12 protein-coding genes are annotated in these 15,752 nt (G+C 60.2%); 5 read left to right on the forward strand and 7 right to left on the reverse strand.

The window, feature by feature from the left end; all coding sequences use genetic code 11:
• Positions 1–163: 163 nt before the first annotated feature.
• Positions 164–1,030, reverse strand: a complete 867-nt coding sequence (locus H7H48_RS02615) for an alpha/beta hydrolase (RefSeq protein WP_229447254.1) — start codon at positions 1,028–1,030, stop codon at positions 164–166.
• 119 nt (positions 1,031–1,149) lie between these two features.
• Here H7H48_RS02615 and H7H48_RS02620 point away from each other — a divergent pair, with 119 nt between their 5' ends.
• On the forward strand, positions 1,150–2,376 hold the full coding sequence (locus H7H48_RS02620) for a hypothetical protein (protein ID WP_229447255.1): 1,227 nt from the start codon (positions 1,150–1,152) through the stop codon (positions 2,374–2,376).
• A gap of 100 nt (positions 2,377–2,476) precedes the next feature.
• Here the strand turns inward: H7H48_RS02620 and aspS are convergent, their stop codons facing one another.
• A complete protein-coding gene (gene aspS / locus H7H48_RS02625) occupies positions 2,477–4,264 on the reverse strand; it encodes an aspartate--tRNA ligase (RefSeq protein WP_229447256.1) in 1,788 nt (595 codons plus the stop codon).
• 249 nt (positions 4,265–4,513) lie between these two features.
• Here aspS and H7H48_RS02630 point away from each other — a divergent pair, with 249 nt between their 5' ends.
• Both H7H48_RS02630 and rnd read left to right on the forward strand, forming a co-directional pair.
• Positions 4,514–5,758: an MFS transporter gene (locus H7H48_RS02630; protein ID WP_229447257.1), complete on the forward strand. Its 1,245-nt coding sequence runs from the start codon at positions 4,514–4,516 to the stop codon at positions 5,756–5,758.
• Positions 5,759–5,810: 52 nt separating this feature from the next.
• Positions 5,811–6,989, forward strand: coding sequence for a ribonuclease D (rnd, locus tag H7H48_RS02635; protein ID WP_229447258.1), 1,179 nt, complete (start codon positions 5,811–5,813; stop codon positions 6,987–6,989).
• 51 nt (positions 6,990–7,040) lie between these two features.
• Here the strand turns inward: rnd and ppx are convergent, their stop codons facing one another.
• Positions 7,041–8,558, reverse strand: a complete 1,518-nt coding sequence (gene ppx, locus H7H48_RS02640) for an exopolyphosphatase (protein WP_229447259.1) — start codon at positions 8,556–8,558, stop codon at positions 7,041–7,043.
• A gap of 12 nt (positions 8,559–8,570) precedes the next feature.
• Complete coding sequence (locus H7H48_RS02645) at positions 8,571–10,790, reverse strand: RNA degradosome polyphosphate kinase (protein WP_229447260.1); 2,220 nt, start codon at positions 10,788–10,790, stop codon at positions 8,571–8,573.
• Between the two features lie 159 nt (positions 10,791–10,949).
• Between H7H48_RS02645 and H7H48_RS02650 the strand changes: the two genes are divergently transcribed.
• Both H7H48_RS02650 and H7H48_RS02655 read left to right on the forward strand, forming a co-directional pair.
• On the forward strand, positions 10,950–11,192 hold the full coding sequence (locus H7H48_RS02650; RefSeq protein WP_229447261.1) for a zinc-finger domain-containing protein: 243 nt from the start codon (positions 10,950–10,952) through the stop codon (positions 11,190–11,192).
• Between the two features lie 15 nt (positions 11,193–11,207).
• Positions 11,208–12,431, forward strand: coding sequence for an FAD-dependent monooxygenase (locus H7H48_RS02655; RefSeq protein ID WP_229447262.1), 1,224 nt, complete (start codon positions 11,208–11,210; stop codon positions 12,429–12,431).
• A 90-nt stretch (positions 12,432–12,521) separates the two neighbouring features.
• Here H7H48_RS02655 and H7H48_RS02660 read toward each other — a convergent pair whose 3' ends face one another.
• The 3 genes from H7H48_RS02660 to H7H48_RS02670 are packed head-to-tail and all read right to left on the reverse strand — an operon-like array spanning position 12,522 to position 15,699.
• Positions 12,522–13,325, reverse strand: a complete 804-nt coding sequence (locus H7H48_RS02660) for an amino acid ABC transporter ATP-binding protein (protein ID WP_025030807.1) — start codon at positions 13,323–13,325, stop codon at positions 12,522–12,524.
• A 24-nt stretch (positions 13,326–13,349) separates the two neighbouring features.
• Positions 13,350–14,507, reverse strand: a complete 1,158-nt coding sequence (locus H7H48_RS02665; RefSeq protein WP_229447263.1) for an amino acid ABC transporter permease — start codon at positions 14,505–14,507, stop codon at positions 13,350–13,352.
• A gap of 1 nt (position 14,508) precedes the next feature.
• Positions 14,509–15,699 (reverse strand): amino acid ABC transporter permease, encoded by a 1,191-nt coding sequence (locus H7H48_RS02670; RefSeq protein ID WP_229447264.1) that lies wholly within the window; start codon positions 15,697–15,699, stop codon positions 14,509–14,511.
• Positions 15,700–15,752 lie beyond the last annotated feature (53 nt).

The raw sequence follows: 15,752 nt of genomic DNA on the forward strand, positions 1-15,752 counted from the left end.
AGCGAGTAGCGAGTAGCGAGTAGCGAGTAGCGAGTAGCGAGTAGCGAGTAGCGAGTAGCGAGTAGCGAGTAGCGAGTAGCGAGTATGGATTGCCTCACGCGACGCAGGTGTCCAGCCCTTTTTCCCTATTCGCTATTCCCTATTCGCTACTCGCTCTGTTCCCTCACCGCATCACCTGCGCCAAGAACCGCTCGATCGTCAATGTCGCGGGATCGCCCGGTTCGCCCAGCTTGCGCGCGATCGAGCCATGGGTGTAGCGACCGCCGTCGAAAACCGCCGAACGCGCGCCCCGCGCCCTCAGGAGATTGGAATAGCCGTTGGTCAGTGCCTTGCGCCGCGCGCCATTGGAGCCCGAATGCAGGAAAAGATGCGGCGGGAAACCGGAACCGCGCCGGGCATAAGTGACGGGCGACCAGCGCACCCAGTCATTGGGGTCAGAGCCAAACGCATTGATATAGGGATAGCCGAGCGAGCCGCGCATGCCGGCATAGGCGACCATGTCATAGGCCTGCACATCGTTGGGTATGACCCCGCGCACGGAGCCCGCAACATTGCGCGCTGCCGCCATCGCCACCAGGTGCGCGCCGGCGGAATGCCCCATCAGCACGATGCGCGAGGGATCCCCGCCATAGCGCGAAATGTTGGAGCGCACCCAGGATATCGCCGCCGAAAGATCATTGACCTGGCCGTCGATCGTCGTCTGCGGAACCTTGCGGTAGTCGATGGCAACGAGAATGTAACCGAGAGACGTAAGCCACTCGGGAAGCGAATAGACCTTCTTGCGCGAGCCCTTCACCCAGCCGCCGCCGTGGGCGTAGATCACCACCGGTGCCTTGCGACCACCGAAAGAGAAGAGATTCATGCGCACCACGCCGGCCTGGGCGGTGCGGCCGGGGCGGTCTGGCGCGTGAATATCGAGCTTCAGTCCCTGACGGTAGGTGATGCCTTCGTGCAGCTCTACAGCCTGCGCGGCCAGCGAAAACAACATCGTCAGGAGAAATCCTGCCCACAGTTGCCCCAATGCCCTCATTCTCAGCCTCTCCCGCAGATTCCTTGGTGGTGCTTAAACCATGCGAACGCCCGCAAAATTGACACAGGAATGACCTCAGGTCATCCTCAGATCGCATTTTCAGCCGACGAACACGTTGGATGACCGTTACCTTACGCAATTTCAAGGAAATTCCCATGCTCAGCCACATGACCAAGCTGAAGTCTCTTTCGCTCGCTGCCCTTCTTTCGGCGACGGCGCTGCAGTCCGCCTGGGCCTGGGAGGCAGAGGAGGTCGCAGCCCGCTACAAAACCCTGCTCGGCGATCAAGGCGTGATGGCTGAATGGACCGGCGTGCGCCAGGATGGCGATTCGATCGTTCTCGAGAATGCCTCATTCGGTCTTTTGGACGTCGAGGCCAAAGTTCAGCTCGGCGATTTTCTCCTGCAAGACGTTACCGAGACCGGCGAGGTCTATGAGATCGGCCGAATTGCTGTCGACAGTTTCGAACAGTCGGAAGAAGGTTTCGACATTGCGTTGAACGGCCTTTCAATCGAAGGGCTCATCCTGCCCAAAGAGGGCGAAAACGCGCCCTATGGCGGCCTGATGCAGTACCGTCGTTTTGCTCTCGACAGCGCGCGTGTGGGAAAAGACGGGGCGCCGCTCTTTACGCTTGAATCGCTGCAGGCGAACACCACGCTGGGGGGTGGCACTGAGAGCATGAGCTTCGTCGGAGCCGTCGAGAATTTCTGGCTCGATGTTGCGACGCTTGCCGACAACAGCGATGCACGCAGCAAATTGAGCGAATACGGCTACGAAGAGTTGTCCGGCAGCGTTGATATGGCCGGCAGCTGGGCTCTGGCCGACGGTCGCATGAAGATCACGCGCTACGACGTCAAGGTCGAGAACGCCGGGACACTGGCGATCACGGCGGATATCAGCGGCTACACGCCCGAATTCATCCGCACCCTGCAGGATATGCAGAACAAGATGGACAGCGGAACCGAACAGCAGAAGCAGGCGCAGGGCCTTGCCATGCTCGGCCTCATGCAACAGCTCAGCCTCCATGGTGCCTCGATCCGCTTTTCCGATGCTTCACTGACCGGGAAGGTGCTTGCCTATGCGGCGGACCAGCAGGGGGTCAAGCCGGAAGACGTGGCCAATCAGGCCAAGGCCATCGTGCCCCTCATGGCCGGTCAGTATCTCGGCCCGGATCTGACACAGAGCCTCTCCAAGGCCGTGACCAGCTATCTGGACAATCCACGCAACCTCACGATCAGCGTTGCGCCAAAAGAAGGGATACCGCTCGCCGTTCTGATAGGCACTGCCATGGGCTCGCCGGAGGCGCTGGCAAAGCAGGTCGGGCTTTCGATCACGGCGAATGAGTGAGTGGCGAATAGTGAGTAGTGAATAGTGAAAAAGGGGTTGCAAGCTGTACAAGGCCTGCAACCCCTTTGAATTTGCGACCAGCTATTCGCTATTCGCTCATTCAATCCTTCTTGACCGGCGCAAGACGCAGGTTCAACTCACGAAGCTGTGCGGGGCTCGCCTCCGAGGGGGCGCCCATCAGGAGGTCCTGTGCCTGCTGGTTCATCGGGAACATGGTGATCTCGCGCAGGTTTTTCGCGCCAAGAAGCAGCATGACAATGCGATCAATGCCGGCCGCCATGCCGCCATGGGGCGGCGCGCCATACTGGAATGCGCGGTAAAGGCCGCCGAAACGCTCTTCAACGTCCTTTTGTGTGAAGCCGACCTTCTCGAACGCCTTGACCATCACCTCGGGCAGATGGTTGCGGATGCCGCCGGAAGCGATCTCGAAACCGTTGCAGACGAGGTCATACTGGTAGGCCTTCAGCTCCAGCGGGTCGCCGCTTTCCAGCCCTTCCAGACCGCCCTGCGGCATGGTGAAGGGGTTGTGGCCGAAGTCGATCTTCTTCTCGTCCTCGTTCCACTCGTAGAAGGGGAAATCGACGATCCAGGCGAGCTTGAACTGATCGCGGTCGACCAGATCGAGCTCCTCACCCGCCCGCGTGCGGGCAGCGCCGGCAAAGGCGGCGAACTTTTTCGGATCGCCTGCGGCGAAGAAGCAGGCGTCGCCGTCTTCAAGGCCAAGCTGGGTGCGGATCGCCTCAGTGCGCTCCGGGCCGATATTCTTGGCAATCGGGCCAGCGCCCTCTAGGCCCTCACCTTCCTTGCGCCAGAAGATATAGCCAAGGCCCGGCTGCCCCTCACCCTGCGCCCAGGAATTCATGCGGTCGCAGAAGGCTCTGGAGCCACCAGTCTTTGCCGGAATGGCCCAGACTTCGGCCTTCTCGTCATTGGCGAGAATGTTGGCGAAAACCTTGAAGCCCGAGCCACGGAAGTGCTCGGAGACATCTTCCATTTCGATCGGGTTTCTGAGATCCGGCTTGTCGGAACCGTATTTGCGCATCGCCTCGTCGTAGGGAATGCGCGGGAAGACGTCCGTCACCGGCTTGCCATTGGCAAACTTCTCAAAGATGCCGCGCATGACCGGTTCCATGGTCTGGAACACGTCTTCCTGCTCGACGAAACTCATTTCGAGGTCAAGCTGGTAGAATTCGCCGGGCAGACGGTCGGCGCGTGGATCCTCATCCCGGAAGCAGGGTGCGATCTGGAAATACCGGTCGAAGCCCGACACCATGATCAACTGCTTGTAGATCTGCGGCGCCTGCGGCAGCGCGTAGAACTTTCCTTCATGCAGACGCGACGGAACCAGAAAGTCGCGCGCGCCTTCTGGCGAGGAAGCCGTCAGGATGGGTGTCGAATATTCGGTGAAGCCCGCCTCGCCCATGGCCCGGCGCATCTCGGCGATGATCTTCGTGCGCTGAACGATGTTCTTGTGCAGCGTGTCACGACGCAGATCAAGGAACCGGTATTTGAGGCGAATATCCTCCGGATAGTCCGGCTCGCCGAACACCGGCAGCGGAAGCTCCTTCGCCTCGGAAAGCACTTCGATCTCGCGCGCGAAAATCTCCACCTCGCCCGTCGGCAGGTTCTTGTTGATGGTCTCGTCGGTGCGCGCCTTTACCTCACCATCGACACGGATCACCCATTCGCCACGCACGCTTTCGGCGGTCTTGAACGAAGGAGAATCAGGATCGGCCACGATCTGCGTCACGCCGTGATGATCGCGCAGATCGATGAACAGGAGGCCACCATGGTCGCGCACACGATGCACCCAGCCGGACAGGCGCACGTTCGCGCCCACATCGGATTTTCTGAGTTCGGCGCAGGAATGGCTGCGATAGCGATGCATGGTCATATCATCCGTGTCTTGGAATTCATACGCGGGACAGGTCGAAACCCTCCCGGAAGGTCGGCGCGAAAAGCGCATGAGAGGTACGATTTGTCAAGGTGTCGGGCCGGATGCCGCTTTATCGGTCTCCGGTCGAACAGCTGGAATCATCGCCCCGGCCTGCTGGCCCAAGAGAATTGGTACAGGGCGGCCTATAGCTCATTGTCGAACGGTGCGACCTGCCGCGCCTCCCAGCACGGGCCTCACACCATGTCCAGCCTTCGCCCGCTGATCCCGCTTCTCATTGCCGCTGGCATCCTTTTGGCCGGTAACGGGCTTCAGGGCACGCTGATCGCGCTGCGCGGTGCGGCGGAAGGGTTTTCCGAAACCACGATCGGCCTCATGGGCAGTGCGTATTTCGCAGGCTTCCTCATCGGCTGTCTTTACGTGCCGCGTCTTCTGCGCGCGGTCGGGCATATCCGTGCTTTTGCGGCACTTGCGGCGCTGGGTGCCGCCGGGGCGCTGCTCCTCGTCCTGTTCGTCGATCCGCTTTCCTGGATCGCGGTGCGTTTTCTCTCCGGCATCTGCTTTTCAAGTCTCTTCACCACCATCGAGAGCTGGCTCAACTCGGCTGCGCAGAACACCAACCGCGCCCGTGTTCTGGCCGTCTACCGCATCATCGACATCGCCGCGGTCACCGGGTCGCAATACATGCTGCCAGCACTCGGCATCGAAGGATTTGTCACCTTTGCCGTCATGGCGATGATGATCACCCTGTCATTGGTGCCGGTTTCCATGGCCGACCGTTCCAACCCACGCCCGCCGGCTGAACTGCGTCTCGACCTCGCCGCCGTCTGGCGCATCTCGCCGCTGGCGGCCTTCGGCTGTTTGGCGGTCGGCCTCACCAACAGCGCCTTCCGCATAGTCGGGCCGATCTACGGCCAATCCATCGGCCTCAGCGTATCCGAGATCGCCACCTTTATGAGCGCGGGCATTATCGGCGGAGCCGTGATGCAATATCCCCTGGGAGCCTTGTCTGACCGCCATGATCGCCGCGTCGTGCTTCTTGGCACCACGATTGGTGCGCTCGTCTCTGCGCTGATCATCGTCTGGTTTGCCGGCGAAAGCCCGAGAGCCAACATGCTGCTGGTGTTTCTGTTCGGTGCATTTGCCATGTCGCTTTATTCATTGTCGGTCGCCCACGCCAACGACCACGCCCAGAAGGATCAGTTCGTGCAGCTCGCCGCCGGCCTGCTGTTCTTCTATTCGCTCGGCGCCATGGTCGGCCCCCTGTTGGCTTCGCTCCTCATGCAGCGTTTTGGCCCGCATGCGCTCTTCTCCTACACCTCCCTTGTCTATGCGGTGCTCATCGGCGTGACATTCTACCGGATGAGTGTGCGCCCATCCGTTCCTGCAGCAAGGCGGCGGCGCTTTGCGGCGCTGTTGCGGACCTCGCCGGTTTTCGTTCGGATGGCACGGCGCAGCCGCAATCATCGATCCGTCGATGACCTCTAATCAAGGCAAGCGGTTTCTTTCCTTTTTCGCCAGCATGACCTAAAGAAGCAGAATGGATCTGATCACGAAGCAAAAAGACCTCGAAGCGGCGATTAACGCCTTCGAAAAATCCGATTTCGTCACTGTCGACACCGAGTTCATTCGAGAATCGACCTTCTGGCCGGAGCTCTGTCTCATCCAGATGGCGGCACCGGGTGTCACCGCGCTTATCGATCCGCTTGCCGATGGGATCGACCTCAAACCGTTCTTCGCGCTCATGGCCAATCAAAACATTGTAAAAGTGTTCCATGCGGCGCGTCAGGACGTTGAAATCGTCTACAATCTCGGAAAACTGATCCCCAGCCCTCTTTTCGACACGCAGGTGGCGGCATCCGTCTGCGGTTTCGGCGATAGTGTCTCCTATGACCAGCTTGTCGCAAAGATCACTGGCGCCCGCATCGACAAGTCATCGCGCTTCACCGACTGGCGGCGCCGTCCTCTCTCAGACAAGCAGCTCAGCTATGCGCTTGCAGACGTCACGCATCTCATTGATGTGTATCTGCATCTCAAGACTGAGTTGGAGCGCGAAGGACGTGCGCACTGGCTCAACGAGGAAATGGCTGTGCTGACAGCGCGCGAAACCTATGATCCGCATCCAGACGATGCCTGGAAGCGCCTCAAGCTTCGCGTAAAGAAACCCATCGATCTCGCTATCCTGCAGCACGTTGCAGCCTGGCGCGAGCGTGAGGCGCGCGAGCGCAATGTGCCGCGTGGGCGTGTCATAAAGGACGATGCGATCTACGAAGTGGCACAGCAGCATCCGCGCGACAGCGAGGCACTGGGGCGGCTTCGAACCATTCCCAAAGGCTGGGAGCGGTCCAGTGCGGCCACCGGGCTGCTTGGTGCCGTCGCCAAGGCCATGGCCCTGCCAAAAGAGGACCTGCCACGCTTGCCCAGACCGCCCCACGCTCCCGAGGGCGCCGCAGCGGCGGCCGAACTGCTGAAGGTGCTCTTGAAGCTGGTTGCCGACAAGCAGGGCGTTGCGCCGAAAATGCTTGCCTCCAGCGACGACATCGACCGCATCGCAGCCGACGGCGCGGAGGCGGACGTTCCTGCCATGTCAGGCTGGCGGCGAGAGGTTTTTGGCAAGGAAGCGGTGAAGCTGGTGCAGGGTGAGCTTGCGCTGCGTTTCAACAACCGGAAGATCGAGATTTTCGAACCGGCAGATACACGCAGCGAAGCTGCCGAATAAAAGGCGCGATCGACCGTCGAATTGCTCGCGATCGATCATCGCCACTGCAGCCTATTCTTTCGCCACTTCCAAGGCCAGATTGAGCCCGGTGACTTTGGCCAGATGTGCCATGCGGCCCACAGGGCGCTCTCCCATCAGGGCTTCATGTGATTTGGGAATGAGAAGCACCGTGGTGCCGTCGTCCCGCTTTTCCCATTTGAGCTTGGGAATGATGCCCGGCATTGAGGCCGTCAGCAGATAGACGACGCGCAGAAGCCCGCCCAGGATCCGCGCCCGTTCGACATACCGAGGCGTGGCGAGCTGGCGCATGCGCGGCGAGAGCGCATCGTTGAACAGGCCCTCATGCCGGAAAAGGTTCGCAAGCGCGATAAAGGCCCTGCCCGGATGGTCGATGCCGATGAAGGAGCCATGGGCGATGATGTTCAGCGATTGTGTGCCACGATATTCCGGGTGCGCGCGCCAGCCGATGTCGGCCAGAAGACAGGCCGCCTCGCGATAGCGCGCTTCTTCCTCCGTCTCTTCAATGCCGAGCGCTTGCAGCGCCGGCCCGCTCCATTCGGCCAATTCGCGCGCATGGGTCACCGAGCGTGACCGCAACACGGCGAGTTCCTGGGCAGCCGAAAGCAACGGGTCCCGCCGGCGGTCCTCTTCTTCCAGCAGTGAATAGAGATAGCCCTCACGCACACCGAGCGCCGAGAAGATGATCCTGGAGGGGTTCGACGCCTTGATGATCTCCTGCAGCACTGTCGCACCATAGGGCAGAAGCGTGCGGCGATTCTTGGAAATATGACTGATGCCAGCGAAACGATCGACGCCGCCCGCCACGCGTTTCAGGAAATCCACCGACTGCTCGATGTCCATTTCGTAGTGGTGCATCACCTCGAGCGGATAGCCGGTTTCAAGCATGTGCAGGCGGGCGAGGTTTCGCCATGTGCCGCCCACACAGTAGAAGGGGCGCCCGGCCCCGTCCTTCAGCCACGGGGCGCGGGCCAGCTCATCGCGGGCGATGCGCCCGGCCCTGGTGACAGAGTTTTTCGCCATCTCCTTAAGCCGCAAGCCGCCGAGCGGCAGGGTGATGCCGTCGCCCATCTCGTAGCCTTCAACCTCAACGAGTTCGAGACTACCGCCGCCAAGGTCTCCGACAATGCCATTCGGCTTGTGGAAGCCGGACATGATGCCAAAGGCGGAGTATTTCGCCTCCTCGCGTCCGGAGAGCACGCGAATGTTCGTGCCGAGAATGTCTTCTGCCCGATGAATGAAGTCCGGGCCGTTCTTCGCCTCGCGTGCTGCCGCCGTCGCAAGCACGTGCAGGGATTGCGCGCCGGCCTGCTCGGACAGCGCGCGGAACCGGCGGAACTCTTCGACCGCCCGCGTCACGCCTTCGGGATCGAGTTCGCCCGTCGTGACGATGCTCTTGCCGAGACCCGCCAGCATCTTTTCGTTGAACAACACGCTCGGAGAACGCGCGACCCCCTCGTAGATCACGAGGCGAATCGAGTTTGACCCGATATCGATGACCGAAACGGGACGCCGGTCCTGAAGCCGGCCTTGAGATTCAGCTATGCCCAAAAGATATGCCCGTTAGTCCGTTGATGAAACGGCTTCGACATCTACCTTCTTGCGCTTCTTGAAAGCGGCGATCCGCTTCGGCGCATGAGATTTCAAGGCATTGCCGCGACCGGAAAGGCTCGGATTCGTCATAAAGTATTCCTGAGCGTTGAACGGTTCTTCTCCCTCGTCGGGCATAATGCGCCGAGAGGTGCCGTCGGGCAATACTTCAAAGCTTTGCTGGTTGTCCATGATGTTTCCGAGCATAATCTGCCCGAGAACCTGTTCATGCACCGTGGGGTTGGTGATCGGCACCATGGTTTCCACGCGCCTGTCGAGATTGCGCGGCATGATGTCGGCGGATGAGATGTAGACCACCGCTTCGTCGGACGGCAGGCCGTGGCCGTTGCCGAAACAGTAGATCCGGCTGTGCTCCAGGAAACGGCCAACAATGGATTTCACCCGTATGCGCTCGGAAAGCCCAGGCACTTGCGGACGCAGACAACAGATGCCGCGCACCACCAGATCGATCTCGACGCCCGCCTGCCCTGCCTCATAAAGCGCGTCGATCACCAACGGATCGACCAGCGAATTCATCTTCATCCAGATCTGGCCCGGACGTCCCGCCTTTACATGCTCGATCTCCGCGCGGATATGGTCGAGCAGCCGGTTGCGCAGCGAGAATGGAGATACGGCAATGCGCATCTCACCGTCTGGCTCAGCATAGCCGGTGATGAAATTGAACACCTGAGCCACATCGCGCGCGATCTCCGGATCATCCGTGAAGTAGGACAGATCGGTGTAGATCCGTGCCGTGATCGGATGGTAGTTGCCCGTTCCCAGGTGGCAATAATTGCGCAGCTTGCCTTCCTCGCGGCGTACCACGAGCGACATTTTCGCATGCGTCTTCAATTCGATGAAGCCAAACACGACCTGAACGCCCGCCCGTTCCAGATCGCGCGCCCAGCGGATATTCGCTTCCTCGTCGAAGCGCGCTTTCAGCTCCACGAGGGCTGTTACCGACTTGCCCGCCTCGGACGCCTCGATCAGCGCCCGCACGATCGGGCTGTCGTTGGAGGTGCGATACAGCGTCTGCTTGATCGCCACCACTTCCGGGTCCTGCGAGGCCTGGCGCAAGAACTGTACCACCACATCGAAGGATTCATAAGGATGATGGACAATGATGTCTTTCTCGCGGATCGCCGCGAAACAGTCGCCATTGTGTTCGCGGATGCGTTCTGGAAAGCGCGGATTGTAGGGCTGGAACAGAAGGTCCTCGCGCGGCACCTTCACGATCTCGGAAATCTGGTTGATGGCCAGCGGTCGCTCCAGAACGGTGATGCGGTTTTCCGCCACCCCCAGCTCACTCGCGACGAAGTCCCTAAGGCCTTCGGGCATCTCATTGTCGAACTCGATGCGGATCACGGAGCCGCGACGGCGGCGCTTCAGGGCCGATTCGAACAGGCGCACCAGGTCCTCGGCCTCTTCCTCAACCTCGATATCGCTATCCCGGATGATGCGGAACGTGCCCGAGCCGATCACCTGATAGCGCGGAAAGAGCTTGCTGATGAACAGGCTGACGACATCTTCGAGCGTGATGAAACGGACCGTGCCGCTGCGGTCGGGCAACTGGATGAACCGCTTGAGCGCAACGGGCAGGCGCAGAAGCGCCGTCATGGGCTCCAGTTCCCCTTCGTGCTGCAGTTCAAGCGCGATGGAGAAACCGAGGTTCGGGATGAAGGGAAACGGATGCGCCGGGTCGATGGACAGTGGAGTCAGAACCGGAAAAATCGCTTCCATGAAATGATCTTCCAGCCATTTCATGTCAGATTGATTCAAGGCGTCGGCACGAACGAGTTCGATGCCTTCCCTGCTCAGTAGCTCCAGAAGCGCATTCAAGCTGTCATGCTGGTCGATCTGCAGCCGCGCAACCTCGCGCAGAACATGCTCAAGCTGTTCCTCGGGTGTGCGTCCGTCGGCGCTGCGTGTTGCAATGTGCTCACGCACCTGACCGGCCAGCCCGGCAACACGCACCATGAAAAACTCGTCCAGATTGTCGGCCGAGATGGACAGAAACCGCAGACGCTCAAGAAGCGGATGGTTCTGGTTCTGCGCCTCGTCCAGAACACGCCGATTGAACTGAAGCCACGAAAATTCGCGGTTGACGAAACGATCTGGGCTGGCGCCGGCGATTTCCCCCGCGGGTCCCGTCTCCAAAGAGAACTCGTTTCTGACTGGCTTCAGTTCGTTCATAACCTGCTCACGCCTTTTCCCAACATGTGTCGCGGCTTTTCTGCCGCCAGACTATCTGGTGACATGGTTTTGCGACAGTTTCATATCATAGGGTTGCAAAGATGGAGTTTATGCTACAAACGCAGGCAAGTTCCAACGCATTCCAAGCCGGAGACGATGATGGCCGGATCAGCCATTCCCCATTTCCAGAACACCAGCGGACATGAAGCAATCGAAATCGGCGTGAAGGAATTCATGTGCGTCGGCGCCAATCCGCCCTTCGATCATCCGCATGTCTTCATCGACATGGGCGACGAGAATGAACGCGTTTGCCCTTATTGCTCGACGCTTTACCGCTACAATCCGGCGCTCAAAGCGGCGGAGACCAAACCCGAAGGTTGCCAGTTCGAGGAAGCGGCCTGAACAGCTGACAGACCGGTGAGCAACGCTCCCGCAGCCATTGTTGTTGGCGCTGGCATTGCCGGGCTGACGACTGCGCTCGCCATGGCGCAGCATGGATTGCCGGTGCGCATCTACGAGCGCGCACCGGAACTTACCGAGGTTGGCGCGGGCCTTCAGCTTTCTCCCAACGCGACACGCCTTCTGGCCCGCCTGGATGTGCTCGATGCTCTTGGAGAACACGCCGTGCGCCCGCAGGCGGTCGCGCTTATGCAGGCTCGCAGCCTGTCTCTGCTTGCTTCCATGCCGTTGGGAGATGTCGGTGAGGCACGCTGGAACGCGCCCTATCTGGTGACACACCGCGCAGATCTGCAAAGCGCACTTCTTGAACGCGCGCGCAGCGAAGCGTTGATTGAGGTTGTCACCGGAGCCTTTGTCGAAAAATCCGAGTTGTCAAAAGATGGCGGTGCCCGGCTGCATATCCGGCGGAACGAGACCATTGAGGACATCTGCACTCCGCTTCTGATTGCCGCTGACGGCGTGTGGTCGCATTCCCGACGGCTGATCCGCTCCTCCGTGCGCAGCCGTTTCACCGGATACATCGCCTGGCGCACAACGCTGCCAATGACCGCGGCAAAGACCGCATTGGGCGATGCTCTTGCGGCCGACAGAGTGACAGCCTTTCTGGATCCCGCGTTTCATCTCGTCGCCTACCCGATCAGCAATGGGCGTGCGATCAATCTGGTCGCCATCCTGCCGGGCGAAGTCCCGCTCGATGCCTGGGCGCAGGACGCCGATGACGCCCCCCTGAAAAAGGTCCTAACCCGGGCCAATCCTTCCCTCGGCCGGTTGGCAGGTGCAGAAGGGGCACGCTGGACGGTCTGGCCGGTTCATGCAGTCACCCCCGCAGACGCCTGGACCAGTCCGCAGGGATTGGCGCTCGTGGGCGATGCGGCCCATGCGGTTCCTCCGTTCGCCGCTCAGGGGGCCGCCATGGCCATCGAGGATGCGGTCGTGCTCGCCAGACTTTTGGCCCGCACTCCAGGCGCCCCCGCCCCCGCCCTTGCCGCCTATGAAGCGGCCCGCAAGCCCCGGGTGGTCCGCGTCGCCCGCCGCGGCGCCTTCAACCGCTTTACGTGGCATGCGCGGGGCCCGGTCGCTTTTGCGCGAAACCTGGTTCTGCGACGGCGTAGCGAAGAGGCCCTGATGGCAGATTTCGACTGGCTTTATGGTTTCGACGCAGACGCTCCCCAGAACCTCTGAACAGCCAGCACCACCGTTTATTTCAGAAATGAAAGACGCCGCGCCTCCACAGGGAGACGCGGCGTTGATGTTTCCATGCTTCCTGCGTGATCAGTGCAGGATCTGCGACAGGAAGAGCTTGGTGCGTTCGTGCTGCGGATTGTCGAAGAAGGCTTCCGGCGTGTTCTGCTCCACGATCTGGCCCTGATCCATAAAGATCACACGGTTGGCCACCTGCCGTGCGAAACCCATTTCGTGGGTCACACAGATCATGGTCATCCCCTCTTCAGCGAGATCCACCATGGTATCGAGCACTTCCTTGATCATTTCCGGGTCAAGCGCCGAGGTCGGTTCGTCAAACAGCATGATGCGCGGGTTCATGCACAGAGCGCGGGCAATCGCCACGCGCTGCTGCTGACCGCCCGAAAGCTGGCCGGGATACTTGTTCGCCTGCTCCGGGATCTTCACCCGCTCGAGGAAATGCATCGCGGTTGCCTCTGCTTCCTTCTTGGGCGTCTTGCGCACCCAGATCGGGGCCAGCGTGCAGTTCTCAAGAATGGTCAAATGCGGGAACAGGTTGAAGTGCTGGAACACCATGCCCACTTCGCGCCGCACCTCGTCGATCTTTTTCAGATCGTTGGTCAGTTCGATGCCGTCGACGACGATCTTGCCCTTCTGGTGCTCCTCCAGCCGGTTGATGCAGCGGATCATGGTGGATTTGCCCGAGCCAGAAGGCCCGCAGACGACGATGCGCTCACCGCGCATCACCCTGAGATTGATGTCTTTCAGCACATGGAAGTCACCATACCATTTGTGCATGCCAACGATGTCGATCGCGACATCGGTGTCGGAGACCTGCATCTTGCTGCGGTCGGCGTGGAGCTCTTCGGCCCGGACGGCGTTTTCCTTTGCCATTTTTGTTTCCCCTTGGCCTTCGGCCTAGCGTTTGTGGCCGGTATCAAGCCGGCGTTCCATGAATATTGAATAGCGCGACATGCCGAAGCAGAACAGCCAGAACACGAAGCCTGCAAACACAAGGCCGGTGATTGGTGTCTGAGGCGATGCCCAGTTCGCGTCCGCGAAGTTCTGCCGCACGGCTCCCAGAAGGTCGAACATGCCAATGATGTAGACGAGGCTCGTATCCTTGAAGAGGCCGATGAAGGTGTTGACGATGCCGGGGATGACCAGCTTGATCGCCTGCGGAAGAACAACAAGGTTCATCTTCTTCCAGAAGCTCAGACCCAGCGCATCCGCACCCTCATATTGCCCTTTCGGGATTGCCTGGAGCCCGCCGCGGATCACCTCCGCCATATAGGCCGAGGCAAAGAGCGCCACGCCGACCAGCGCCCGCAGAAGCTTGTCGAACGAGGTGCCGGGTGGCAGGAAAAGCGGCAGCATAACGCTCGCCATGAACAGGATGGTGATCAGCGGCACACCGCGAATCGTCTCGATGAAGACAACGCACACCAGCTTCACCACCGGCATTTGCGACCGGCGGCCAAGCGCCAGAAGTATGCCGAGCGGAAACGAAACCGCGATGCCCACATAGGCAAGCACCAGCGTCACCAACAGACCGCCCCAGAGCGGGGTCGGGACCGGACGAAGCCCGAACGCGCCTCCCGACAGCAGGAAGAACCCCACGATCGGGAAAACGACGAACAGAAGGATCGCGTTCAATCCCTTGCGCGGAACACTGGGTATCAGGAGCGGCGTGAGAAGCGCCACAAACAGAAAGCCAGTCAGATAAACGCGCCAGCGTTCATCCATCGGATAACGTCCGAACATGAACTGCTGGAATTTCGCGTCCACGAAAGCCCAGCATGCTCCAGACCAGCCTTCCGGCTGTGTGCCGCCCTGTACAACGGTGGCACAGACGGAACGGTCTGCCCCGGTCCATTGGGCATCAATGAACGCCCACTGGATTATCGGCGGCACGATCATCACAATGAGGGCGATGCCCAATATTGTGAAAATCGAGTCTGTCACATTGGCGAAGAGATTCTTGCGCAGCCATGAAACAGGCCCGTGGTCGGAAACAGGCGGCGGCTGATTGGCCACCATTTCGGCACGGACGAAAGAGAGATCGTGTTCTTGCATCCTACCGCTCCACCAGCGCCATGCGCGCATTGTACCAGTTCATCAACCCGGCCGTTCCGAGACTAAGGCCCAGATAGACGACCAGCCAGATTGCGACCACTTCAATGGCCTGTCCGGTCTGGTTGAGCGTCGTCCCGCCCGTGGCAACAAGGTCTGGATATCCGATGGCCACGGCCAGTGAAGAGTTTTTGGTCAGGTTCAGATACTGGCTGGTCAGCGGCGGGATAATGATCCGAAGTGCCTGCGGTATGATCACCAGCCGCATGGACTGGCCCGAGCGAAGACCCAGCGCCTGCGCAGCCTCGCTTTGCCCGTGGCTGACACCGAGCACACCGGCACGCACGATCTCGGCGATGAACGCAGCCGTGTAGAACGAGAGAGCGAGATAGAGCGCCAGAAATTCGGGCCGCACCTGAATGCCGCCGCGCAAATTGAAAGTCGACAACTCCGGAAACTCGAAACTCAGTGGCAGCCCCGTCAGAAGAAAGGCCAGAAGCGGCAAGCCGCCAATCAACGCCACACTCGTCCAGAAAACCGGAAACTGCTCGCCCGTCGCCATCTGCCTGCGATGCGCCCAGCGGCGGACGAAAAAGGTGAAGACGATGCCGAGCACAAGTCCGACGAGAACAAGCCAGGCCCCCTCGCCCCAAAGGAAGCGCGGGAAATAGAGCCCGCGGCTGTTGAGGTACGAGCCGAGCGGCAGATCAATGCTCTCGCGCGGCAGCGGCAGCACGGAAAGGACGCCGAAATACCAGAAGAAGATGACCAGCAACGGCGGAATGTTGCGGAACACCTCCACATAAACGAGGCAGATACGATTGATCAGCCAGTTCTTCGACAAGCGGCCGATACCAATGATGAAGCCGATGATCGTGGCCGTAATGATACCGACGATCGCGACACGCAGCGTGTTCAGAAAGCCGACGAAGAGCGCGCGCCCATAGGTGGAATCGGAAGAATATTCGACAAGACTGTCGCCAATGTCGAAACCGGCCCGTCCCTGAAGGAAATCGAAACCGGATGCGATGTTGGCACGTTGAAGATTGGCGGTCGTGTTGCCGATGATCCAGTAGATCAGGGCAACGAGGCCGGCAAACACCAGCACTTGATAGGCAATTCCTCGAACGCGCGGATCATAGAAGAGCGGCACACGAGGCGCCGCGCCCTCCACAGTTGATTGCGGGGTGGCCATGGCTATCCTCACCAGGAATGGTGAGAGGCAGCGCGAACCGCCTCTCACGCATT

The sequence above is a fragment of the Nitratireductor sp. B36 genome (assembly GCF_020833685.1).
Classification (GTDB): domain Bacteria; phylum Pseudomonadota; class Alphaproteobacteria; order Rhizobiales; family Rhizobiaceae; genus Nitratireductor.

What these genes read in the sequence shown, in the direction of transcription:
- H7H48_RS02615 (WP_229447254.1), bottom strand. Translation starts at nt 1,030, where the DNA reads ATGAGGGCATTGGGGCAACTGTGGGCAGGATTTCTCCTGACGATGTTG.
- H7H48_RS02620 (WP_229447255.1), top strand. Translation starts at nt 1,150, where the DNA reads ATGACCGTTACCTTACGCAATTTCAAGGAAATTCCCATGCTCAGCCAC.
- aspS (WP_229447256.1), bottom strand. Translation starts at nt 4,264, where the DNA reads ATGCATCGCTATCGCAGCCATTCCTGCGCCGAACTCAGAAAATCCGAT.
- H7H48_RS02630 (WP_229447257.1), top strand. Translation starts at nt 4,514, where the DNA reads ATGTCCAGCCTTCGCCCGCTGATCCCGCTTCTCATTGCCGCTGGCATC.
- rnd (WP_229447258.1), top strand. Translation starts at nt 5,811, where the DNA reads ATGGATCTGATCACGAAGCAAAAAGACCTCGAAGCGGCGATTAACGCC.
- H7H48_RS02645 (WP_229447260.1), bottom strand. Translation starts at nt 10,790, where the DNA reads ATGAACGAACTGAAGCCAGTCAGAAACGAGTTCTCTTTGGAGACGGGA.
- H7H48_RS02650 (WP_229447261.1), top strand. Translation starts at nt 10,950, where the DNA reads ATGGCCGGATCAGCCATTCCCCATTTCCAGAACACCAGCGGACATGAA.
- H7H48_RS02660 (WP_025030807.1), bottom strand. Translation starts at nt 13,325, where the DNA reads ATGGCAAAGGAAAACGCCGTCCGGGCCGAAGAGCTCCACGCCGACCGC.
- H7H48_RS02665 (WP_229447263.1), bottom strand. Translation starts at nt 14,507, where the DNA reads ATGCAAGAACACGATCTCTCTTTCGTCCGTGCCGAAATGGTGGCCAAT.
- H7H48_RS02670 (WP_229447264.1), bottom strand. Translation starts at nt 15,699, where the DNA reads ATGGCCACCCCGCAATCAACTGTGGAGGGCGCGGCGCCTCGTGTGCCG.